Source organism: Bradyrhizobium sp. 134 (assembly GCF_023074155.1).
In the GTDB taxonomy this organism is placed as follows: Bacteria; Pseudomonadota; Alphaproteobacteria; order Rhizobiales; family Xanthobacteraceae; genus Bradyrhizobium.
In genome coordinates, this window is the sequence record NZ_JADPKX010000034.1 from 680,927 (window position 1) to 703,074 (window position 22,148).

Sequence of the window (22,148 nt, forward strand, 5' to 3'; positions counted from 1 at the left end):
AAATTGTCCGGAATGACGCAGCATGCGTCTATGAGGAGACATGCAGGACGCGCCCGCACTCGACGACGGCGAATCTCCGCTGTTCTCAATCATTATCCCGCTCGAATCTCACCGCGGGCAGTGGGAGCTGTCCTGGCTCGGCTGGACGTCGCAGACTGCCGACAAATCACTCTACGAGATCATCTTGGTCGTGCCGCCGGATTTCACGGCACGCGAACAGTTGAAGGCGTTGGCCGGCAACAGGGCTCGCCTCGAATTGGCCCATTCCGAACACGACATCGAGCTCTGCGCATTCGGCGCGACGAAGGCGCGCGGCAGCTATCTGTTCTTCACGGAATCGCACTGCCGGCCCGAACCCGACGTGATCGAACTCTGCATTCGCGCGATCGATGCTCATCCCGACTGGGCCGGCTTTTCCTGCCGTTCGATCCCGATCTGCCATAACCGGCTATCCGTGGCAGAGGCAGCCATGTACCAGGCCGACATCGAGTTCGGTATGAAGCAGCATCCCTGGCGCAAGATCCTGGATCAGTGTTTCGTGACGCGGCGCGACGTCTACCGGGAATGCGGCGGCCTGCGCGAGGAGTTCGGTCATTTCGCCGAATGGGTGCTTGCCGCCGCCTATCACGCGAGAGGCTATTCCCTCGGCTATCTCGAGGAGGCGCGCTTCCATCACTACTATGTCGGCGAGCTCGACGAGCTGAAGCAATTCACGCTCGACTTCGTGCAAGGCGAAATTCGCTATCTGAGCGAGGCCCGCAACGATCCCGGCAGCGAGCTGCTCGACATTCCGATCGAGTGGAGCTCGCGGAGCGAGGCCGGCACGTCGCTCGCCCGCAATGCATTGAACGCGCTCCTGCGCTACAGCCTCGCTGGCTGCGGCTGGAGACGGCCTGGCGAGAAATTGCTGGCGTTGTGGCGTTGGTCCGTGCCGGCGCTGCTCGGCGATCTCGGCGCGCGCGGCTTCGCGCGGCTGGGGGCATGGCACGCGCGGGCCGTGCTGGTCGTTCTGACGGTCGCCGGATCGAGCGAGGCGATCGCGCGATGGATGCGGCGATACATCGCCGCGCTGATCCGGCATCAGAGACTCGATTGCATTCATCGTCTCGGGCGAGATGCGCGGTCTGCCGGCGGGCTTCTTGGGGAGCAGATTATCGCGCAGACCGGATTCCATGCCGAGGAGTTCTCTGCCGGTTACACGTTCCGCTGGAGCGAACCGGAGGCTGCCGTGCGGATCAAGGGGATGCCCGGCCGCACCATCGTCCGCGTTCGAAGCCCGGCGCTTCGCGTGCCGCTGCATACGATCGACACGCGATTCTATCTCGACGGCAAACCCGTCGCGCCCGAGGCGGTCGTGACCGGTTATGATGGCTACACGCTGAGCCTCGATCTGCCGCCGTCAGGCATCGTCACCCTCGCCTGGGCATGCCCCGCGTTCAGGGGCGTCGGCGATTCGCGTCGTCTCGGCCTGTCCATCGCGGGCATCGACGTCGGCCATGACATGATCGAGGTCGAAAGCGCGGGAATAGCGTCGTCGCTCGCTTGAAAAGAATAGCGGCCCTTCGGCCGCTATTCGGTAGTTTTTCAGTCGAACTAGCCGCCGGTTTCGGCGCTGATGATGTCGCCGAACAGCTCCCACTGGCCCTTCTTGAATCGCCACATCTTGAGCTGCTCGATCGGCGCGAAGTCCGTGGCCGAGGTGTTGACCTTGATCCCCGGGATCAGGGTGTCGGGGACGAAGTCTTTGAGGCTCGCTGCCTGCTTCATCACATTCTCGCGGGTCAGATTGTCGCCCGCCTGCTTCAGCACCTGCACCATCGTTTGGGCTGCGGCATAGGCGTAAACCAGATTGGCGTCCGAAATATTTGCACCGGGTATGTATTTGTCGACGAAGACCATGAACTTCTTCATGCCCTCATCATCCTTCCACTGCGGATCCGACGCGTCCTTCAGATAACCGGCCGATAGCACGCCTTCGGATGCCTCGAGGCCGGCCGGCTTCATCACCGCGCCGATTGAGACCGAGACATCGGTCATGAGATGCATCGGCTTCCACTCCAGCTCGGCAATCTTCTTGATCGCCTGCGCCGCAAACTTCGGGGTCGCGATGTTGACGAAGACGTCGGCGCCGGTCCCCTTGAGCTTAACGATATGAGCATCGATCGACGGCTCGGACGTCTCGTAGCTCTCTTCCGCCACGATCATTTTCGATGCCCTGTCGCCGAACACGTCCTTGATGCCGGCGAGGTAGTCCTTGCCGAAATCATCGTTGGCATAGAAGATCGCAACCTTCCCGTCCGGCTTCTCCTTCAAAATATACTTGGCGAAGATCTGCGCCTCGACGCGGTAGCTGGGCTGGAAGCCCATGGTCCAGGGAAAATTCTTCGGGTCGTTCCACTTGCTGGCGCCTGTGGCGAGGAACAGCTGCGGCACCTTCTTGGAATTGTGATACTTCTGCACGGCGGTCTGGGTCGGCGTGCCCAGCGCGTTGAACACCAGGAAGACCTCGTCGCTCTCGATCAGCTTGCGGATCTGCTCAACCGTCTTCGGCGGCGAGTAGCCGTCATCGTAGGAGATCCAGTTGATCTTGCGGCCGTTGATGCCGCCCTGGTCGTTGATCATCTTGAAATAGGCTTCCTCGGTCTTGCCGATGACGCCGTAGGCGGAAGCCGGCCCGGAATAGGCCTCGACATTGCCGATCTTGATCTCGGTGTCGGTGACGCCGGTGTCGTACGCTTTTTGGGCATACGCGCAGTGGGTCGCAAACAGCGTCATCGCTGTTGCCGCGGCAAGCAGGGCGAGTTTCTTGTTCATGAAAATTCCTTGGGGCTTCTTTGGGGTTTCTTCTGACTTTGGCACTTCAAAAAAGAAAAGCGCCCGCGAGAGCGGCGCTTTGATCAGGCGTTGGCGGCTTTCTTGTCGACTTCGGAAGTGATCGAGAATTCTTTGCGCAAGGTCGGCTTGTGGATCTTGCCGGTGGCGTTGCGTGGTAACGCATCGACGAAGCGGACCTGGCGCGGACATTTGAAGCGCGCGAGATTCGCCGCGCAGTGCGCGAAGACATCGGCCTCGGTCAACCGCTGGCCCGGCTTCGCCGCGACGATGGCGAGGCCAACCTCGCCCCATTGCGGATCGGGAATGCCGATCACGGCGGCTTCCGCGATGGCGTCGAGTTGGTGTAGGACGTTCTCGACCTCAGCCGGATAGACGTTCTCGCCGCCGGAGATGTACATGTCCTTCCAGCGGTCTACGATGTAGTAAAAGCCTTCCTCGTCGACGCGTGTCGCGTCGCCCGTGTGCAGCCATCCGTCGGTGAACGACGTCTTGTTCGCCTCCGGCCTGTTCCAGTAGCCGGGCGTGATGTTCGGTCCCTTGACCCAGAGCTCACCCAGCTCGCCGATATCGGCGTCGCTGCCATCGGGCCGCACGATCCGCACTTCGGTGTGCAACACCGGCTTGCCGGCGGAGCCGGCTTTCCGTGCAGCATCCTCGCGGTCGAGCACCAGCACGGCTGGCGAGGTCTCGGTCATGCCGTAGCCCTGCTGAAGCGCGACGCCACGCGCCTCCCACACCTTGAGCAGCGGCACTGGCATTGGTGCGCCGCCGACACCGCCGACGATCAGCCGGCCGAGGTCGGTGGTCGCGAAGGCCGGATGCTGGGCCATGAACTGATAGATCGCGGGCACGCCGAAGAACACGTTGATGCCCTGCGCGGGGGCGTTGATCAGGCCGAGCGCCGTGCCGGGATCGAAGGCGCGCATGATCATCACGGTGCCGCCGGCATGCAGCACCGGATTGGTGTAGCAATTCAAACCGCCGGTGTGGAACAGCGGCAGCACGGTGAGCAGCACCGAGGACGGCCCGATGCAGGCGGGGCCGCCGAGATTGACGCAATTCCAGAAGGTCATGCCATGGGTGATGGTGGCGCCCTTGGGATGACCGGTCGTGCCGGAGGTGTACATGATGGTCGAGGCGTCATCGAGGGTGACCTCCTCGATTTTCTCGAGTGGCTTTGCGGCCGCGATGCCGGCCTCGTAAGTCCCGCCGGGACCAAGCAGAAGGCTCGTCTCAATGCCGCAGAGCTTCGCCACGGCAAGTGCCGTTTCGGCGAGATCGGTGTCGTGGATCATCACCTTCGGGGCGCAATCGCCGGTGATGAACTGGAGTTCGGGAACGGTGAGCCGGGTGTTCAGCGGCACGAAGATCGCACCCAACCGGCCGCAGGCAAATTGCACCTCCAGCGTATCGGTCGTGTTCAGCGCCAGCACCGCGACCCGCTCGCCGCGCGAGACCTCCAGCGTATGACGCAGAAACGAGGCGAGACGAGAGATGCGCGCATCGAGCTGCGCATAGCTGAAGCGGCGCTCGCTCGCGAGGTCGATCACCGCGACCTTGCTCGGCGTGCGGCGGCCATGGTGGGCGATCCAGTCGTAGTAACGAACGGCCAAAAATTCCTCCCTCGGCGGTCTGGTGCCGCCCGCGTCCCTATTGCCATGCACCATGCCCGGCATGGCCCTGGGGCCAGCCGGAGTTTGTGCACCACGCCTTTTTTTGATCCGGAGTTGGCGCGCGAGCGATGAAAATCGTCTTGCGTTGAGTTGCTAGAGCGAGCCTGCTTGGAGGGGAGCCTTGGCCAGCCACTCCGCGCAAGTGAGCCGTCAAAGTTCCGGCCATGGTGCACGAGACGAATCCGCCAGCAGGGCGAGAGTGCGATGATGAGCCCGTTCTATACCGCCGAACATGACGCCTTTCGTGACGTGATGCGCCGCTTTGTCGACAAGGAGATTGCGCCCTTCGCCCACGAGTGGGACGAGGCCGGCGAATTCCCGCGCGCGCTCTATCGCAAGGCGGCCGAGATCGGGCTCTTGGGGCTCGGTTTCCCCGAGGAATATGGCGGGATCGCCGCCGACCAGTTCATGAAGATCGTCGCCAGCCAGGAGCTGGCGCGGGCCGGCGCCGGCGGCGTCAGCGCCAGCTTGATGAGCCATACGATCGGTTCGCCGCCGGTCGCGCGGGCCGCGCGCCCCGAGGTTAAGGCGCGCGTGCTGCCTCAGGTGCTCGCGGGTGAGAAAATCTCCGCGCTCGCGATCACCGAGCCGGGCGGCGGTTCTGATGTTGCGAGCCTCCGGACCAAGGCGCGGCGCGATGGCGATCACTACGTCGTGAGCGGCGAGAAGACCTTCATCACCTCGGGTATGCGCGCCGACTATCTGACCGTTGCGGTGCGCACCGGGGGTGAGGGCGCCGGCGGCGTCAGCCTGCTCCTGATCGAGGGCGATACGCCGGGCCTGTCCCGGACAAAGCTGAAGAAGATGGGCTGGTGGGCCTCTGACACCGCGACCCTGCATTTCGACGAGTGCCGCGTACCGGCGGAAAACCTGATCGGCGAGGAAGGCCAAGGCTTCAAGATCATCATGCGGAATTTTAACAGCGAGCGCATGGGCATGGCGGCGGGCTGCACCGCGTTCGCGCGCGTCTCCCTCGACGAAGCCATTGCCTACGCCAAGGAGCGCAAGACCTTCGGCAAGCCGCTGGCGCAGCACCAGGTGATCCGCCACAAGATCGTCGACATGGCGCAGAAGGTCGCCGCGTCGCAAGCGATGCTGGAGATGCTGGCCTGGCGGCTGGAGCAGGGTGAAAGCCCGGTCGCCGAAATCTGCATGATGAAGAACCAGGCGACCCAGACCATGGCATTCTGCGCCTCTGAAGCCGTGCAGATTTTTGGCGGCGCCGGCTTCATGCGCGGCATCAAGGCCGAGCGCATCTACCGCGAGGTCAAGGTCAACGCCATCGGCGGCGGCACCGAGGAGATCATGAAGGATCTGGCGTCGCGGCAGATGGGATTGTGACGACGAGAGGAAGCAATGCTGTTTACCGCCGACCACGACGAGATCCGTCGTTCCTTACAGAAATTCATTGCCAACGAGATCAATCCGCACATCGATGAATGGGAGCAGGCCGACATCTTCCCGGCGCACGAGCTGTTCAGGAAGATGGGCAGCCTCGGCTTTCTCGGACTGAACAAGCCGGTCGAATTCGGCGGATCCGGCCTCGACTATTCCTATGCGCTGATGATGGCGGAGGAGCTCGGCGCCATCAATTGCGGCGGGGTGCCGATGGCGATCGGGGTGCAGACCGACATGGCGACGCCGGCGCTGGCGCGGTTCGGCTCCGACGAGGTGCGACGCGAATTCCTGGCGCCCTCGATCTCTGGCGACTATGTGGCCTGCATCGGCGTCTCCGAGCCCGGCGCAGGCTCCGACGTCGCCTCGATCAAGACCAATGCGCGCTCCGACGGCGACGATTACGTCATCGATGGCGGCAAGATGTGGATCACCAACGGCACTCAGGCCGACTGGATCTGCCTGCTCGCCAATACCGGCGACGGGCCCGTTCACCGCAACAAGTCGCTGATCTGCGTGCCCATGAAGATCAAGGGCGTCACTGTCGCGCGCAAGCTCGACAAGATGGGCATGCGCTCGTCGGATACCGCACAAATCTTCTTCGACAATGTCCGCGTGCCCAAGCGCAACCGGATCGGCGAGGAGGGCAAGGGCTTTACCTATCAGATGATCCAGTTCCAGGAGGAGCGCCTCTGGGGCGCGGCCGCCTGCCTGAAGGCGCATGAATACATCATCAACGAGACCATCGAATACACCCGCAACCGTAAGGCCTTCGGGAAGTCGATCCTCGACAACCAGGTCGTCCATTTCAAGCTTGCCGAAATGCAGACCGAGGTCGAGCTGTTGCGCGCGCTGATCTACCGTGCCGGCGAGGCGCTGGTGGCGGGCGAGGATGTCACAAAATTGGCGACCATGGCCAAGCTGAAGGCCGGCCGGCTCGGCCGCGAGCTTACCGACGCCTGCTTGCAATATTGGGGCGGAATGGGCTTTACCAACGAGACGCCGGTCAGCCGAGCCTATCGCGACAGCCGCCTGACATCGATTGGCGGCGGCGCCGACGAGGTCATGCTGATGGTCCTGTGCAAGATGATGGGCACGCTGCCCGGCAGCAAAGGAAGTTCCTGATGATCACGCTCTATCACTGCGACGGCGCGCGCTCGTTCCGTCCGCTCTGGATGCTGGAGGAAATGGGGCTTTCCTACGAGCTCAAGATGCTGCCGTTCCCGCCCCGGGTCTTCGCCAAGGAATACCTCGCGCTCAATCCGTTGGGCACGATTCCCTTCATGGTTGATGGCGAGACCAGAATGACGGAATCGTCCGGCATCTGCCACTATCTCGGCGTCAGACATGGACCGACGCCACTGATGGTCGGGCCGGAGGATCCCGCCTATGGCGCGTTCTTGAACTGGATGTATTTCAGCGACGCCACGTTAACCTTCCCGCAGACGCTGGTGCTCCGATACACCCAGCTCGAGCCGGAAGAGCGCCGCAATCCGCAGGTCGCCGGCGACTATGCCAAATGGTTCTTGGGCCGGCTGCGCGCCGTCGAGGCAGCCACCGCAAATACCGAGGCCTTGTGCGCCGGCCGCTTCACCGCCGCCGACATCGTGATCGGATACGCGCTCCGCCTCGCCGATACTATCGGGCTTGCGAAGGATTTTGGGCCAAATGTCGCAGCTTATTGGACGCGCTTGCAGCAGCGCGATGGTTTCAAGCGCGCGGTTGCTGCGGAGCAACAGGCCGGCGTCGAGCAGAACGTGGCGCCAAGAGTAAGGGCTTAACTGTCGTCCTGGCGAAAGCCGGGACGACGATATTGCCAGGAGTTCCGTCTCGTCCACCACCCTCGCGGGCTGCCGACCTCTTGCGCTTCATGATAGCGCTATCCCGCCGTGACAGCGCCCAGATTTCCGCTAAGGTGACCTCCGTCCGCAGCGGCCAAAGAGCCGCGCGAGGAGGATCCCAATGGAAGATAACGGTCGCGAATCCGACCATTTGATGCTGATCACGCCGGAGCGGGTATTCTATGCCGGCCTGCTCGGCCGCCCCCGCAAGCGGACCCCCGGCTGCTGTCACGTCTATGTCGCGGTCAAGGGCAGCCTGCATCTGACGATCGATGATGCCCTCGCCACTGGCGAGCTGTTCGTCACCCTGCCGAACCAGCGGCATTCCATTGCCAGCGACTACCGCACCGCGATCAGCGTCACGCTGGAGCCGGAGAGCATGCCTGATGGCGTGATCGAGGTCCTGGCCGAGCGGCTCACCGGACCCGACAAGGCCGTCTATGCCCGCAAGATCCTCGCCGCCTACACGCTGATGCGCCAGCGCCGCTACGGCGACATCACCACCGCCGAATTCGACGAGATGTGTTTTGGCGAAGCGCTGCCGCGCCGGGTGCTCGACCCCCGCGTGACGCGTGCAGTCGCCCGTATCGGCCGCTTCACGGGTGAGCCCGTGACGGCGGACACATGCGCGGCGGACGCCGGACTTTCCGCTTCGCGTTTCCTGCATCTGTTCAAGGAAGAGACCGGCATCTCGTTCCGCTCCTTCCGCGCCTGGAAGCGCGCGCGGCATCTGCTGCACTTCGCCAACCAGGACCTCAATCTGGCCCATCTCGCGCAGGACATCGGCTATCCCGATTCCACCCATTTCAGCCACTCGATCCGCCGCTTCTACGGCCTGAAGCCGCGCGCGATCTTCGTCGGCTCGCGGGATCTTGCGATCTATCGCAGCACCGAGACGGTGAGGCTTGCGGAGGCATCGTAGGATGCTCTCGTAGGATGGGCAAAGCGCAGCGTGCCCACCATCTTCGATCCACGGTGAGACATGGTGGGCACGGCGCAAGAGCGCCTTTGCCCACCGTACGACTTCCGTTTTCCAGCTTCTCCGCGCAAGAAGCCGCATGCCGCCCATCACATGATCGCAAGCGTTGAATTATCAACGTGCGAGACATTCAAGGCATGAGCGACAAGGCCGTCATCACCTGCGCGCTGAACGGCGTGCTCACCGACCCGAAGCAGCATAACGTGCCTGTCACGCCTGAGCAGATGGCGCGCGAGGCCAAGGCTGCGTTCGATGCCGGCGCGTCCATCATGCACATCCATCTGCGTCAGCAGGCGCCGGACAAGGGGCATCTGCCGTCCTGGGAGGTCAGCGTCAGCAAGGAGATCCAGCAGGCGATCCGCGAAGCCTGCCCCGGCGTGATCATCAACCACACCTCCGGCGTCTCCGGGCCGAACTACAGCGGTGCGCTGGATTGCATCCGTGAGACCAGGCCGGAGATCGCCGCCTGCAATGCCGGCTCGCTGAACTATCTGAAGGTGAAGGCCGACAACAGCTGGGCCTGGCCGCCGATGATGTTCGACAATGCGGTCGAGAAGGTGAAGGACTATCTCGACGTCATGAACGCGGTCGGTACCATCCCCGAATTCGAATGTTTTGACGTCGGCATCGTCCGCTGCGTCGGCATGTACCGACAGGTCGGCATGTACAAGGGCCCGCTCGAGTATAACTTTGTGATGGGCGTCGCCTCCGGCATGCCGTCGGATCCCGATCTGCTGCCGATCCTGATCAAGCTGAAGCGTCCCGAGGCGCAATTTCAGGTCACCGCGATAGGCCGCGAAGAAATCTGGCCGCTGCACCAGCGCTGTGCGGAGCTCGGCGGTCATCTGCGCACCGGTCTCGAAGATGCCTTCTATCTCGCCGACGGCAAGAAGGTGACGTCGAACGGCCAGCTGATCGAGGCCATCGCCGCCTGCGCCCGCCGTGCGGGCCGCGAGATCGCGAGCCCGGCGGAAGCGCGAAAGATTTTCGGGACGCATAGGTAAATTATCGCCTCAACCGTCATTGCGAGCGAAGCGAAGCAATCCAGAATCTCTCGATGGATGCAGCCTGGATTGCTTCGTCGCTTCGCTCCTCGCAATGACGAGCAGGATTGAGTTATGTCCATTCTCGAAAACGCCATCTCCCCCGGCAGCGCCGCCTACCGCGCCAATCGCGACGGCATGCTTGGCCTGATTGACCGCATGCGCGCGCTGGAAGAGCGCACGCGTGCGGCATCAGCCGCGGCGAAAGACCGCTTCCACAAGCGCGGCCAGCTGTTGCCGCGTGAACGCGTCGCGCTGGTGCTCGATCCCGGCGCGCCCTTCATCGAGCTGTCCACGCTCGCCGGCTTCATGTTCGACGTATCGGATCCGGACAAAAGCGTGCCCGGCGGCGGCGTCATCGCCGGCATCGGCTTCGTCTCGGGCATTCGTTGCATGGTCAGCGCCAACGATTCCGGCATCGATGCCGGCGCGCTCCAGCCCTACGGCCTCGACAAGACGCTGCGGGTGCAGGAGCTCGCGCTGGAGAACAAGCTGCCCTATGTCCAGCTGGTCGAAAGCGCCGGTGCCAATCTGTTGCGCTATCGCGTCGAGGATTTTGTTCGCGGCGGCAACATCTTCCGCAACCTCGCGCGGCTCTCGGCGGCGGGGCTGCCCGTCGTCACCGTGACGCATGGCTCCTCGACCGCCGGCGGCGCCTATCAGACCGGCCTGTCCGACTACATCGTCATGGTCCGTGGCCGCACCCGCGCCTTCCTCGCCGGCCCGCCGCTGCTGAAGGCCGCCACCGGTGAGATCGCAACCGAGGAGGAGCTTGGCGGGGCCGAGATGCACACGCAGGTGTCGGGACTTGGCGACTACCTCGCCGAGGATGACCGCGACGCCCTGCGCATCGCGCGCGAGATCATGGCGGCGCTGGAATGGGAGCGGCCGGGCAGGGCGAGCGCGGAATATAAGCCGCCGCGCTACGACCAGGACGAGCTGCTCGGCATCATGCCGATGGACCACAAGCGCGCCGTCGACATGAAGCAGGTGATCGCACGTATCGTCGATGATTCCGACTTCACCGAGATGGCGCCGAACTACGGCCCGGCCACCGTCTGCGGCCATGCCCGCATCGAGGGCCAGGCCATCGGCATCATCACCAACAACGGTCCGCTCGATCCGGCCGGTGCCAACAAGGCGACGCATTTCATCCAGGCGTGCTGCCAGACCCGCACGCCGCTGCTCTATCTGAACAACACCACAGGCTACATGGTCGGCAAAGCTTACGAAGAAGCCGGCATGATCAAGCACGGCTCCAAGATGATCCAGGCGGTGACGTCGGCGACGGTACCGCAGATCACCATCTATTGCGGCGCCTCGTTCGGCGCCGGCAATTACGGCATGTGCGGGCGCGGCTTCCATCCGCGCTTCTGCTTCTCCTGGCCCAACGCCAAGACCGCCGTGATGGGCGGTGAGCAGGCCGCCGAGACCATGGCGATCGTCACCGAAGCCGCCGCCGCGCGCCGCGGCAAGCCGGTCGAAAAGAAAAAGCTCGATGCCATGAAGGCGCAGATCGTCGGCGTGTTCGACGGCCAGATGGACGTGTTCTCGACCAGCGCGCGCGTGCTCGACGACGGCGTGATCGATCCGCGCGACACCCGCGCGGTGCTGTCGGAAGTGCTCGCGATTTGCCGCGAGGGCGACGCGCGGACACCGCAGCGGATGCAATTCTCGGTGGCCCGCCCATGAGGAACGGTTCAACGCAGCACCGACCGTTCTTCAGGGTCTTGATTGCCAATCGCGGCGAGATCGCGTTACGGGTGATGCGCAGTGCGCGGAAGCTCGGGCTCGGTGTCGTCGCGGTCTATTCGGATGCGGATCGCGACGCGCTCCATGTGCAACAGGCCGACCAGGCCGTGCGCATCGGCGAGCCGCTGCCGGCGCAGTCCTACCTCAACATTCCCGCGATCGTTGCGGCTGCAAAGGCCAGTGGCGCGGATGCCGTTCATCCCGGCTATGGCTTCCTCGCCGAAAACGAGGAGTTTGCGCAGGCCTGCAAGGATGCCGGCCTCGTCTTCATCGGCCCGTCGCCGCAGGCGATCGAAACAATGGGCAACAAGGCCGGTGCCAAGGAGATCATGAAAAAGGCCGGCGTTCCCGTCGTGCCCGGCTATCAGGGCGCCGATCAGGGCGATGAGGTCATGCTCGCGGAGGCGAGAGAGATCGGCTTTCCCGTGATGATCAAGGCGGTCGCCGGCGGCGGTGGACGCGGCATGCGGCTCGTGACGGACGCGTCGTCGTTTCCTGATGCGCTGCGTAGCGCGCGGTCCGAGGCCAAGGCGGCGTTTGGCGATCCGACCGTGATCCTCGAACGCGCCATCCAGAATCCCCGTCACATCGAAATTCAGGTGTTCGGCGACAGCCATGGCAACGCCATCCATCTCGGCGAACGCGATTGCTCGGTGCAGCGGCGCCACCAAAAGCTGATCGAGGAGGCACCGTCGCCCGCTGTGACGCCGGAACTGCGCGCGAAGATGGGCGACGTCGCGGTCGCCGCGGTGAAGGCGCTGCGCTACGAGGGCGCCGGCACGCTCGAATTTCTGCTCGATGCGAGCGGCGAATTCTACTTCATGGAGATGAATACGCGGCTCCAGGTCGAGCATCCCGTCACCGAGGCGATCACCGGGCTCGATCTCGTCGAATTGCAGCTGCGCGTCGCGCGCGGCGAGCCGTTGCCTGTGAAGCAGCAGGACATTCGCTTCACCGGCCACGCCATCGAGGTGCGGCTGTGCTCGGAGGACGCCGCGCATGATTTCATGCCGCAGTCCGGACGCATGGCGTGCTGGCAGGTGCCGGATGGCATCCGCGTCGAACATGCGCTGCAATCCGGCTCCGAGATTCCGCCGTTCTACGATTCCATGATCGCCAAGGTGATCGGCCATGGCGCGACACGCGAGGAGGCGAGGGGGCGCCTGATCGTCGGCCTCGAACAGCTCACCGCTTTCGGCGTGACCACCAATCAGGCGTTCCTGATGTCGTGCCTGCGTCATCCCGGCTTCGCCAAGGGCGAGGCGACCACGGCGTTCATTGGTGCGCATCGCGACGAGTTGCTGGCGCCGGGCACGGACGCCGCATTCGATGTCGCTTTGGCCGGCCTGCTGCTCTATGTCACGAACCCGCAGTCACCGTCGTGGCGCCGCGGACGGAGCCTCGCGGCAACGTTCCCGCTACCGGCGAAGATCGAGATCGCAGGCCGGGCGTATGAGCTTGAAGTCTGGCGCGAACGCGATGGCAGCTACATTGTCGCCAGCGACGGCCGGCAAGACAAGTTCGAGATCGACCGGCTCGATCTCGACGTGATCCGCTTCCGTCATGACGGCGTGATGGACAGGGCCAAATTCCTACGCGATGGCGACCGGCTCCACCTCCAGCGCCGCGGCATCCCGCTCGCGGCGTCCGATCTCACGCTCGCCGCGCCAAAGGCCGCCGCAAGCAATGGCGGCGACGGCAAGGTTCGTGCCGCCATGAACGGCCGCGTCGTTGCCGTCCTGGTCCAGCCGGGCGACCGCGTCAGTGCCGGTCAGCCGGTGATGACGCTGGAAGCGATGAAGATGGAGCACGTCCACAAGGCCGGCATCGACGGCGTGGTCGCCGCGATCGACGTCGCCGAGGGCGAGCAGGTGACGACGGGCCGGATCGTGGCCGAGATCGGGCCGAAGTAGAGCGGCAATCGTAGCTATCGTAGGATGGGCAAAGGCGCGCAAGCGCCGTGCCCACCATCGTGCGGTAATTGCGATTGAATGGTGGGCACGCTTTGCTTTGCCCACCCTACGGCATCTCATTTGGTCGCCCCGTCCCGTCATTGAGCAAACACGCCACCTGGTGCCCGTCGCCCGCATCCACCAGCGCCGGCCGCTCCGTCCTGCATCGCTCCATCGCAAACCGGCAGCGGGTGTGAAACGCGCATCCCGGCGGCGGATTGACCGGGCTTGGCACGTCGCCGTCGACCAGCGGTACGAGCTTTTTGGCAAGCGGGCTGGCGACCGGCACCGAGGCGAGCAGGGCCTGCGTGTAGGGATGGCGCGGATTTGCAAACAGCTCGTCCTTGCCGGCGATCTCGACGATGCGGCCGAGATACATCACGGCGACGCGGTGACTGATATGGGCCACCACGGCGAGATCATGTGCGATGAAAAGATAGGAGAAACCGTGCTCGCGTTGCAGATCGATCAGGAGATTGATCACCTGCGCCTGGATCGAGACGTCGAGCGCGGAGACCGGCTCGTCGCAGACGATCAGCCGCGGCCCCAGCGCCAGCGCGCGGGCGATGCAGATGCGTTGGCGCTGCCCGCCGGAGAATTGATGCGGGAAATTGCGCATCTGGTCGGGCCGCAGGCCGACCTGCTCGAACAGGTTTGCGGTACGCGCCTCCAGCGCCTTGCTGGTCGCGAGCCCGTGCACGAACAGCGGCTCGCCCACGATGTCTCCGGCAGTCATCCGCGGATTTAGAGAGGCGAACGGATCCTGGAACACGATCTGCATCGAACGACGATGTGGCCGCAACGCGGACTTGGACAGATGCGTGATGTCTTCGCCTTCGAGGCGGATCTGGCCCGAGGTCGGCTCGACCAGCCGCAGCACGCTGCGCGCCACCGTGGACTTGCCGCAGCCGGATTCGCCGACGAGGCCCAGCGTCTCGCCCACCCCAACCGAAAATGAGACGCCGTCGACTGCATGCACTGTGCCGATTTGTCGGCGCAACACGCCGGCGCGCACCGGATAGTGCTTCTTGAGATCGGTGACTTCGAGCAGCTCCTCGGTCATGCCACCTCCGCCACTTCGGCCGCCCGCCAGCATGCCGCGAGATGGCCACCGCCCCAATCGATGAGCGGCGGATATTCGGCCTCGCAGCGCTTGATCGCGAGCTTGCAGCGCGGCGCAAACGCACAGCCCTTGGGCAGCCGCACCAGCGACGGGACCGTGCCGGGAATTTCGTTCAGCCGTGCTGGCGCGGCGACGCCCGGCGCCGGCACCGCCGGGATCGAGGCCATCAATCCGCGCGTGTAGGGATGCTTTGGAGCGGCGAACAGTGCCTCGACGCTCGCTTCCTCGACCTTCCGTCCCGCATACATGACGATGACGCGCTGCGCGGTCTGCGCGACGACGCCGAGATCATGGGTGATCAGCACGAGGCCGGTACCGAGTTCCTTCTGAAGGTCCAGGATCAGCGCCAGGATCTGCGCCTGGATGGTGACGTCGAGCGCGGTCGTCGGCTCGTCCGCGATCAGCAGCGCCGGCCGGCACGCCAGCGCCATCGCGATCATGGCCCGCTGGCGCATGCCGCCGGACAGCTGATGCGGATATTCCCGCGCGCGCCGAGCCGGTTCGGGGATGCGCACCAGGCGCAGCATCTCGATCGCGATGTCCCGGGCCTCTTTACTCGACATGTTCCGGTGCAGCCGCACGGCCTCGACGATCTGGTCGCCGATCCGCATCACCGGATTGAGCGAGGTCATCGGCTCCTGGAAGATCATCGAGATGCGGTTGCCCCTGACGGCGCGCATCTCTGCTTCGTCCAGCGTCAGAAGATCGGTGCCTTCAAGCGTGACGGAGCCGCCGACGATGCGGCCGGGCGGATCCGGCACCAGCCGCATCAGGGATAGTGCAGTGACGCTCTTGCCACAGCCGGATTCGCCGACGATCGCCAGCGTCTCGCCGCGCTCCACCGTGAAGGACACATCATCGACGGCCTTGAACAGACCGGAGTTGGTGAAGAACACCGTCTTCAGGTTTTTCACCTCGAGCACGAGATCGGATTTGTCAGTCATCAGCCGCGCTGCCGGGGATCGAGGATGTCGCGCAAGGCGTCGCCGAACAGATTGGCGCCGAACACCGCGAGGCTGATGGCGATGCCCGGGAAGATCACCAGCCAGGGCGCGGTGCGGACATATTCGGCGGCGGATTCAGAGAGCATGCGGCCCCACGACGGGTACGGCTCGGGAATGCCGAGGCCGAGGAAGGAGAGCGAGGCTTCGGTGAGGATGGTCGAGCCGAGCTGGGCGGTCGCAAGCACGATCAGCGGCGCCAGCGTGTTCGGCAGCACGTGACGGAGCGCGATGCGTACCTCGCTCATGCCGATCGACTTGGCGGCCTCGATGAATGGCAGCTCGCGCAGCGCCAGCGTGTTGGCGCGGATGACGCGCGAGACGGTCGGGATCAGCGGAATGGCGATCGCAATGATGACGTTCGGCAAGGACGGTCCAAGCGCCGCGGTCATGATCAGGGCCAGCACCAGCAGCGGCAGCGCCTGCAGGACATCGGAGACACGCTGGAACACGAGATCGACCCAGCCCGAGAGATAGCCGGAGGTGAGGCCGACGATGACGCCGATCGAGCCACCGAGTGCGGTCGAGCCGATGCCCACCGCGAGCGAGATCCGCGCGCCATGAATGATGCGGCTGAAGACATCGCGGCCGAAGGAATCCGTCCCCATCCAGTGTGCCAGGCTTGGACGCGCCAGTGCCCGGGCGGCATCGATCGTCAGTGGATCGTAACGCGCGATGAAGTCGGCGAAGATCGCGGTGAACACGAACAGGGTCATGATGACGAGCCCGGCCGCACCCAACACATGCCGCTGCGCCAAAAACAGCACGCGCCGCCAGCCGACGGTCGCGTGCGCCCCGGCGCGCCTCAGTTCAACGTCATAGTCGATTGCGGCCAACAGGTTCTCCTAATCCGTGTACCTGATGCGCGGGTCGAACACGGCGTACAGCATGTCGACGATGAAGTTCGCGCTTACCACGACGATGGCAATCAGCATCACCAGGTTCTGCACGATCGGATAATCGCGCCAGCGAATCGCCTCGACCAGGAAGCGCGCGACGCCGGGGATGTTGAACACCGTCTCTGTCACGATGAGGCCGCCGATCAGGAACGCCGCCTCGATGCCGATCACGGTGATGACGGGCAGAATCGCATTCTTCAGCGCATGCTGATAGTTCACGGCGGCATCCGATGCGCCCTTGGCACGCGCGGTGCGGATATAGTCCTGCCGCAGGACCTCCAGCATCGAGGACCGCGTGATGCGCATGGTCAGCGCCGCGCTGCGGAAGCCGACGGCGGCGGCGGGCACGGCATAGGTCGCGAAGGCTTCCAGCCAGGTCGCCGGATTCGGGTTGAAGATCGGCATCTGGTTGAACATCGCGACCGAGGCGGTGAGGATAAGCAGGCCCAGCCAGAACGATGGCAGCGACAATCCGCTGAGGCTCACCACACGTAACGCGTAGTCGAGCCTCGTTCCCTGCTTCACTGCGCTGATCACGCCCAGGGGAATGCCGATGGACGCCGAGAACAACAGCGCCAGCCCGGCGAGCCGTGCGGTGATCGGAATCCGTGGCAGGATCTCCTGGAGCGCCGGCTTCTCGGAGACGTAGGAGTAGCCGAAATCGCCGCGCAGGAAGCCGCTGATCCAGTGCCAATATTGCACCACCAGCGGCTGGTCGATGCCGAGCTCTTTTTCCAAATTGGCCTTGTCGGCGGGATCGACATAGCCGGCCGCGGCAAACAGGATGTCGACGATGTTGCCGGGGACGATGCGCAGCAGGAAGAAGATGACGATCGAGATCCCGAACAGGGTCACGAGCATCAGCAACAGGCGCCGCACCAGATAGGCAAACATGCATCGCCTCCCGTCGAACCCGTCAGTCGCCCGCGCTACTTGTCCATCCAGACATCCTCGTAACGATAGCCATTGTAGGAGCTGTTGGACATCACCGTCACGCCCTTGACGTAAGGTTGCCAGCAACTGCCGGTCCGTGCGTGGAAGATGATCGGGCGGGCGACGTCCTCCTGCAACTTCTTGTCGATGTCCCACACCAGCTTCTTGCGCTTGTTGATGTCGGTCTCCTGGGACTGCACATCGAACAGCTTTTCGATCTCCTTGTTGCAGTAATTAGTGTAGTTGCGCTCGGAGCCGCAGGAATAATTCTCGTAGAAGGACTGGTCGGGATCATCGACGGCATTGCCGGTCAAATTGAGCCCGAGCATGTAGTCCTTGCGCGCGATCGTCGGGAACCAGTTTGCGGTCTCGACCACGTCGAGCTCCCCGTCGATATAGATACTCTTGAGCTGATCGATCAGGATCACCGCGGGATCGCGATAGACCGGGATGTTGCGGGTCGAGACCTTGACCGCGAGATGCTTGTCCGGTCCGTAACCTGCCTTTTGCATCAGCTTTTTTGCGTCCTCGCGGTTGGTGTTGATGTCGGGGCCGTAGCCCGGAATGGTCTCGAGCATCTCCTTCGGCATGCCCCACAGCCCATTCGGCGGCGGCAGCATGGTCCCGCCGACGTCGCCCTGGCCCTCGAACATGATCGAGATGAAGGCCTTGCGGTCGAGCGACAGCGCCATGGCGCGGCGGATGTCGATATTGTCGAACGGCGGCGCAGACGAATTGACGATGATGTTGGTCGCGACATTGTTGGGTTCGACCACGCAGACCGCGTTCGGCGCCTGCGATTTGACGTCCTTGAGAAGCGGGATGCTCACTTCGGTCGGGAAGGCCATGTCGAACTTGCCGGCGACGAAGGCGAGAATGGCGGTCGAGCGGTTCGGGATGATGGTGAACTCGATGCCGTCGAGATAGGGCCGCCCCTTGCGCCAATAATCGGGATTGCGAGTCAGCTTGATCGATTCATTGGCCTTGAACTCGACGAACTTGAACGGGCCAGTGCCGATCGGGTGCGTGCGCATGTCGCCGGGTGAGACGTGGCAGGGATAGACCGGCGTGTAGCCCGAGGCGAGCAGTGCAATTAGCGAAGGCTGCGGCCGCTTCAGGTTGAAGGAGACCTCGAGATCGCCGTTGGTGGAGACATCGTTGACCTGTTCGTACCAGCTCTTGCGCGGGTTCTGCCGGAACTTCTGCTGCGACTTGCCCATCAGCATGTCGAAGGTGCATTTGACGTCCGCCGAGGTGAACGGCTTGCCGTCGTGCCACTTCACGCCCTGGCGCAATTTGAAGGTCAGTGTCTTGTTGTCGTTGACCCAGGCCCAGCTCTCGGCGAGCTCGGGCACGATGGTGTCCATGCTGTTCTGCGCCACGTCCTGCTTGTAGATGACGAGGTTGTTGAACACCGGCATGAAGGGAACGTTGAGCGAGTAGGTCGCGCCTTCGTGGATCGAGGCGTTGCCGGGACTGTCGCGGTGGTACATCCGCAAAATGCCGCCCTGCTTGGGCTCGCCGGCGAGTGCAATGGTCGAAAACGCAAGCAAAGATAGCGCCGCCGTCGCGGCGAGCGCTCGTACGCTCCGCATCCTCGTCCTCCCTGGACATCTTGTCTTTTGGCCTTTTGCGGCCTGTTTGAGGGGACGATAGCGACGTGAGCGCGGTGAGGCAACCGGCAAGGTCTGCTACTCTCTCGGCAATTCGGATGACGGACAGCCGCAGGGGTTTTCTCTCACAAAGTGAGGGAGCCCAATCTCTGGCCACTAACTCCACCGTCGTCCCGGCCTAGTGCGCAATTGCGCACTAGGCCGGGACGACACCAAGTGTGTGGCGCGCGTCGGCCAAGCCCCTCACACGATCCTCGACGCCTTGTTCCCCCAATAGCGGTCCCGCAGCAGCCGCTTGTACAGCTTCCCCGTCGGCAGCCGCGGCAACTCCTTTTCGAAATCGACCGAGCGCGGCACCTTCTGCCGCGACAGCGACGCTCCGCAGAACGCGATCAGCTCTTCGGCCAGTGCCTCGCCCGGCACGATGCCGGGCATCGGCTGCACCACCGCCTTCACCTCTTCGCCGAGGTCGGGATTGGGCACGCCGAACACCGCGGCGTCCGCAACCTTCGGATGGGTGATCAACAGATTCTCGCACTCCTGCGGATAGATGTTCACGCCGCCGGAGATGATCATGAAAGTCGCGCGGTCTGTTAGATGAAGGAAGCGATCCTCGTCGACATAGCCGACGTCGCCGACCGTGCTCATGCTGCCGTCCGCCGATCGCGCCTCCTTGGTCTTCTCCGGATCGTTGAAATATTCAAAAGGCGAGGCCGTCTTGAACCAGACCTGTCCTGGCGTGCCGGTGGGGCATGGTTTCATGGTCTCGTCGAGAATATGGAGCTCGCCGAGCAGCACCTTGCCGACGGTGCCGCGATGGGCGAGCCATTCCGCGCTGTCGCAGGCGGTGAAGCCAAGGCCTTCGGTCGCGCCGTAATATTCGTGGATGATCGGTCCCCACCATTTGATCATGTCGTCCTTCACCAGGGCCGGGCAGGGGGCGGCGGCATGGATCGCGATCTCGAGCGACGACAGGTCATAGCGCGTGCGCACCTCCTCCGGCAGCTTGAGCATGCGCGAGAACATCGTCGGCACCAACTGGGTATGAGTAATGCCCCATTGCTGCACGAGCTGGAGGTAACGCTCGGGATCGAACGTTTCCATGATGAGGACGGTGCCGCCCATCCGGATCGTGAGGTTCACGGCGGCCTGCGGCGCCGAATGATAGAGCGGCGCCGGCGAGAGGTAGATCATCCCCTCGCGGTATTGCCAAAGCTTGGTCAGGAAATCGAACAACGGCAGATTGTGCTTTGGCGGCTCCTCCGGAAGGGGTCGCAGAATCCCTTTTGGCCGTCCCGTCGTGCCCGATGAATACAGCATGGCGGTGCCGAGCCATTCGTCCGGGACCGGCGTCTTCGGCAGATTGGCGGTCACCTCGGTGAGGCCGACGATGCGCTCGCTCTCGCCCGGGCCGTCGGCGACGATGCACAGTTTGATGTCGGGGCAGACCTTGATCGCCTCACGCGCGATCTCAAGCTTCGCAACCGACGTGATCAGGATTTTCGACTGGCTGTTGACCAGGAGATAAGCGAGCTCGCCCGGCGTCAGGAACGAGTTGATGCAGGTGTAGTAGAGGCCGGAGCGCTCGCCCGCGCCGCAGGCTTCGAGGTAGCGCGAATTGTTCTCCATGAAGATCGAATAATGGTCGAGCCGCTTCAAGCCGTGCTTGCGGAACAAATGCGCCAGCCGATTGCTGCGCGCATCGAGCTCGCGATAGGTGACGGCCTCGCCAGTCGCCGCCATGATGAAGGCGGGCTGGAGCGGGCGCAGGCGGGCATGCTGACCTGGGTACATCGGTCCTCCGGCTTTAGATCATGCGGCAAGAAGCAGGATTTCGCGCACCTGCGCGGGGCCGTCGATCTTGCGCGGGTTGCGCGGGATCCAGTTCGTGCGCATCGCAGCGTCCGCGATGGCGTCGAAATGCTCCGGCGAGACGCGTACATCGGCGAGGCTGCGCGGCATGCCGAGCGAGCGGATGAAGGCGTCCAGCACATCGGCCGCCTTGTGGCCGGGAAAACCCATTGCGGCCGCGACGATCATCTGGCGCTCGGCATTGTCGGGCGCATTCCAGCGCATCACGGCCGGCAGCATGATGCAGGAGGTGTAGCCATGCGGCACGTCGAAGGCTGCACCCAGCACGTAGCCGATGCCGTGGCTTGCCCCCATCGGCACGCCGGCGGCGAGGGCGCCCATCGACAGCCAAGTGCCGATCTGCGCATCCATGCGCGCGTCGAGGTCAGCAGGGTCAGCCTTCACCCGCGGCAGCGCGTCGGCGAGCATGGCGAGGCCCTTCACCGACTGCGCGTCGGCATAGGGATGCGTCTCGCGCGAGCAGATCGCCTCGACGCAATGATCGATGGCGCGGATGCCGGTCGAGAGGAACAGCCATTCCGGCGTGTGCACGGTGATGGCCGGATCGAGGATGGTCGCGCGCGGAACGCTGAGCGGATGCCGCAGCATCTGTTTCACATGGGCGGTGCGGTCGGTGACACCAGCAACCGAGCTGAACTCACCGCCGGCGATTGTGGTCGGGACGCTGATCTGACGCACGGTCGGCGCATTCATCTCGGGCGCGACGCCCTTGTGCACGCGGATACGCTCGATGCCGTCGACATCGTCGATGCCGTTGGCGAGGCAGAGCTGCACCGCCTTGGCCCCGTCGGTGATCGAGCCGCCGCCCACGGTAACGATCAGGTCGGCGCCCGCGCCGCGCGCCGCATTGGTGGCGGCGATCACCGCCTCCCGCGGGGTGTGCGCCGGCATGGCATCGAAGACGCCCGCGCAATTTGTGCCCAGGGCCTGTTTGATCTTCGTGATTTCGTCGGTCTGGCGGTTGAGCGTCCCCGAGACCATCAGGAAGGCGCGGCGCGTCCCCAGCCGGTCCATCTGCGCGACCACGGCTTCGGCCGCGGGATGGCCGAACACGACTTCCTCGATCGCGCCGTAAACGACACGTCCCTGGTGCACGCCTGTCCTCCCCGGACAATTCGACTTATTTTTGTGGGGGGTAGTCTAACCGCGCTGGCGGCATTCGTCATGCGCGAAGACGCTGGCCGAGAGGTCGTCATGCCCGGCTTGTACCGCCTGCGCGGCCGAAGCCGCTTCGGCG

At 63.9% G+C, this 22,148-nt stretch carries 17 protein-coding genes; 8 read left to right on the forward strand and 9 right to left on the reverse strand.

Annotated elements, in window-relative coordinates; translation table 11 throughout:
* The first annotated feature begins 40 nt into the window (after positions 1-40).
* Complete coding sequence (locus IVA75_RS12845; protein ID WP_247285240.1) at positions 41-1,546, forward strand: hypothetical protein; 1,506 nt, start codon at positions 41-43, stop codon at positions 1,544-1,546.
* A 47-nt stretch (positions 1,547-1,593) separates the two neighbouring features.
* Here the strand turns inward: IVA75_RS12845 and IVA75_RS12850 are convergent, their stop codons facing one another.
* Positions 1,594-2,814: an ABC transporter substrate-binding protein gene (locus IVA75_RS12850; RefSeq protein ID WP_247285241.1), complete on the reverse strand. Its 1,221-nt coding sequence runs from the start codon at positions 2,812-2,814 to the stop codon at positions 1,594-1,596.
* Between the two features lie 83 nt (positions 2,815-2,897).
* Positions 2,898-4,448 (reverse strand): long-chain fatty acid--CoA ligase, encoded by a 1,551-nt coding sequence (locus IVA75_RS12855; protein ID WP_247285242.1) that lies wholly within the window; start codon positions 4,446-4,448, stop codon positions 2,898-2,900.
* A 264-nt stretch (positions 4,449-4,712) separates the two neighbouring features.
* On the opposite strand from IVA75_RS12855, the gene IVA75_RS12860 reads away from it, so the two are divergent.
* The 7 genes from IVA75_RS12860 to IVA75_RS12890 all read left to right on the forward strand — a co-directional run bounded on the left by IVA75_RS12860 (position 4,713) and on the right by IVA75_RS12890 (position 13,431).
* The gene (locus tag IVA75_RS12860; RefSeq protein ID WP_247285243.1) at positions 4,713-5,849 is read left to right on the forward strand and encodes an acyl-CoA dehydrogenase family protein; all 1,137 of its coding nucleotides are present in this window, start codon (positions 4,713-4,715) and stop codon (positions 5,847-5,849) included.
* Between the two features lie 15 nt (positions 5,850-5,864).
* A complete protein-coding gene (locus IVA75_RS12865) occupies positions 5,865-7,028 on the forward strand; it encodes an acyl-CoA dehydrogenase family protein (protein ID WP_247285244.1) in 1,164 nt (387 codons plus the stop codon).
* Complete coding sequence (locus IVA75_RS12870) at positions 7,028-7,684, forward strand: glutathione S-transferase family protein (RefSeq protein WP_247285245.1); 657 nt, start codon at positions 7,028-7,030, stop codon at positions 7,682-7,684. Before IVA75_RS12865 ends, IVA75_RS12870 begins: the two co-directional genes overlap by 1 nt.
* A 181-nt stretch (positions 7,685-7,865) precedes the next feature.
* Entirely contained in the window at positions 7,866-8,666 is an 801-nt protein-coding gene (locus IVA75_RS12875; RefSeq protein ID WP_027565981.1) for an AraC family transcriptional regulator, read from the forward strand.
* A gap of 194 nt (positions 8,667-8,860) precedes the next feature.
* Complete coding sequence (locus IVA75_RS12880; protein ID WP_247285246.1) at positions 8,861-9,727, forward strand: 3-keto-5-aminohexanoate cleavage protein; 867 nt, start codon at positions 8,861-8,863, stop codon at positions 9,725-9,727.
* A 114-nt stretch (positions 9,728-9,841) separates the two neighbouring features.
* A complete protein-coding gene (locus IVA75_RS12885; RefSeq protein WP_247285247.1) occupies positions 9,842-11,458 on the forward strand; it encodes an acyl-CoA carboxylase subunit beta in 1,617 nt (538 codons plus the stop codon).
* Positions 11,455-13,431, forward strand: a complete 1,977-nt coding sequence (locus tag IVA75_RS12890) for an acetyl-CoA carboxylase biotin carboxylase subunit (protein ID WP_247285248.1) — start codon at positions 11,455-11,457, stop codon at positions 13,429-13,431. Before IVA75_RS12885 ends, IVA75_RS12890 begins: the two co-directional genes overlap by 4 nt.
* Positions 13,432-13,537: 106 nt before the next feature.
* Here the strand turns inward: IVA75_RS12890 and IVA75_RS12895 are convergent, their stop codons facing one another.
* From IVA75_RS12895 to IVA75_RS12925, 7 genes are all read right to left on the reverse strand, one after another.
* Positions 13,538-14,533 carry a dipeptide ABC transporter ATP-binding protein gene (locus IVA75_RS12895; RefSeq protein ID WP_247285249.1) on the reverse strand — a complete coding sequence of 332 codons (996 nt, stop codon included), beginning with the start codon at positions 14,531-14,533 and terminating at the stop codon, positions 13,538-13,540.
* Positions 14,530-15,537, reverse strand: coding sequence for an ABC transporter ATP-binding protein (locus IVA75_RS12900; RefSeq protein WP_247285250.1), 1,008 nt, complete (start codon positions 15,535-15,537; stop codon positions 14,530-14,532). Before IVA75_RS12900 ends, IVA75_RS12895 begins: the two co-directional genes overlap by 4 nt.
* Positions 15,537-16,430 (reverse strand): ABC transporter permease, encoded by an 894-nt coding sequence (locus IVA75_RS12905; RefSeq protein ID WP_018455966.1) that lies wholly within the window; start codon positions 16,428-16,430, stop codon positions 15,537-15,539. The genes IVA75_RS12900 and IVA75_RS12905 overlap by 1 nt, the downstream gene beginning before the upstream one ends.
* Before the next feature lie 9 nt (positions 16,431-16,439).
* Complete coding sequence (locus IVA75_RS12910; RefSeq protein ID WP_027565975.1) at positions 16,440-17,387, reverse strand: ABC transporter permease; 948 nt, start codon at positions 17,385-17,387, stop codon at positions 16,440-16,442.
* 35 nt (positions 17,388-17,422) lie between these two features.
* Positions 17,423-19,021, reverse strand: coding sequence for an ABC transporter substrate-binding protein (locus IVA75_RS12915; protein ID WP_247285251.1), 1,599 nt, complete (start codon positions 19,019-19,021; stop codon positions 17,423-17,425).
* A gap of 261 nt (positions 19,022-19,282) precedes the next feature.
* The gene (locus IVA75_RS12920; protein ID WP_247285252.1) at positions 19,283-20,833 is read right to left on the reverse strand and encodes an AMP-binding protein; all 1,551 of its coding nucleotides are present in this window, start codon (positions 20,831-20,833) and stop codon (positions 19,283-19,285) included.
* 18 nt (positions 20,834-20,851) lie between these two features.
* Complete coding sequence (locus IVA75_RS12925; protein WP_247285253.1) at positions 20,852-22,006, reverse strand: iron-containing alcohol dehydrogenase; 1,155 nt, start codon at positions 22,004-22,006, stop codon at positions 20,852-20,854.
* Between the last annotated feature and the right edge of the window lie 142 nt (positions 22,007-22,148).

Coding starts and splice junctions, on each gene's coding strand:
- IVA75_RS12865 (WP_247285244.1), top strand. CDS start 5,865: ATGCTGTTTACCGCCGACCACGACGAGATCCGTCGTTCCTTACAGAAA.
- IVA75_RS12910 (WP_027565975.1), bottom strand. CDS start 17,387: ATGTTTGCCTATCTGGTGCGGCGCCTGTTGCTGATGCTCGTGACCCTG.
- IVA75_RS12900 (WP_247285250.1), bottom strand. CDS start 15,537: ATGACTGACAAATCCGATCTCGTGCTCGAGGTGAAAAACCTGAAGACG.
- IVA75_RS12920 (WP_247285252.1), bottom strand. CDS start 20,833: ATGTACCCAGGTCAGCATGCCCGCCTGCGCCCGCTCCAGCCCGCCTTC.
- IVA75_RS12845 (WP_247285240.1), top strand. CDS start 41: ATGCAGGACGCGCCCGCACTCGACGACGGCGAATCTCCGCTGTTCTCA.
- IVA75_RS12890 (WP_247285248.1), top strand. CDS start 11,455: ATGAGGAACGGTTCAACGCAGCACCGACCGTTCTTCAGGGTCTTGATT.
- IVA75_RS12870 (WP_247285245.1), top strand. CDS start 7,028: ATGATCACGCTCTATCACTGCGACGGCGCGCGCTCGTTCCGTCCGCTC.
- IVA75_RS12880 (WP_247285246.1), top strand. CDS start 8,861: ATGAGCGACAAGGCCGTCATCACCTGCGCGCTGAACGGCGTGCTCACC.
- IVA75_RS12895 (WP_247285249.1), bottom strand. CDS start 14,533: ATGACCGAGGAGCTGCTCGAAGTCACCGATCTCAAGAAGCACTATCCG.
- IVA75_RS12875 (WP_027565981.1), top strand. CDS start 7,866: ATGGAAGATAACGGTCGCGAATCCGACCATTTGATGCTGATCACGCCG.
- IVA75_RS12915 (WP_247285251.1), bottom strand. CDS start 19,021: ATGCGGAGCGTACGAGCGCTCGCCGCGACGGCGGCGCTATCTTTGCTT.
- IVA75_RS12860 (WP_247285243.1), top strand. CDS start 4,713: ATGATGAGCCCGTTCTATACCGCCGAACATGACGCCTTTCGTGACGTG.
- IVA75_RS12885 (WP_247285247.1), top strand. CDS start 9,842: ATGTCCATTCTCGAAAACGCCATCTCCCCCGGCAGCGCCGCCTACCGC.
- IVA75_RS12850 (WP_247285241.1), bottom strand. CDS start 2,814: ATGAACAAGAAACTCGCCCTGCTTGCCGCGGCAACAGCGATGACGCTG.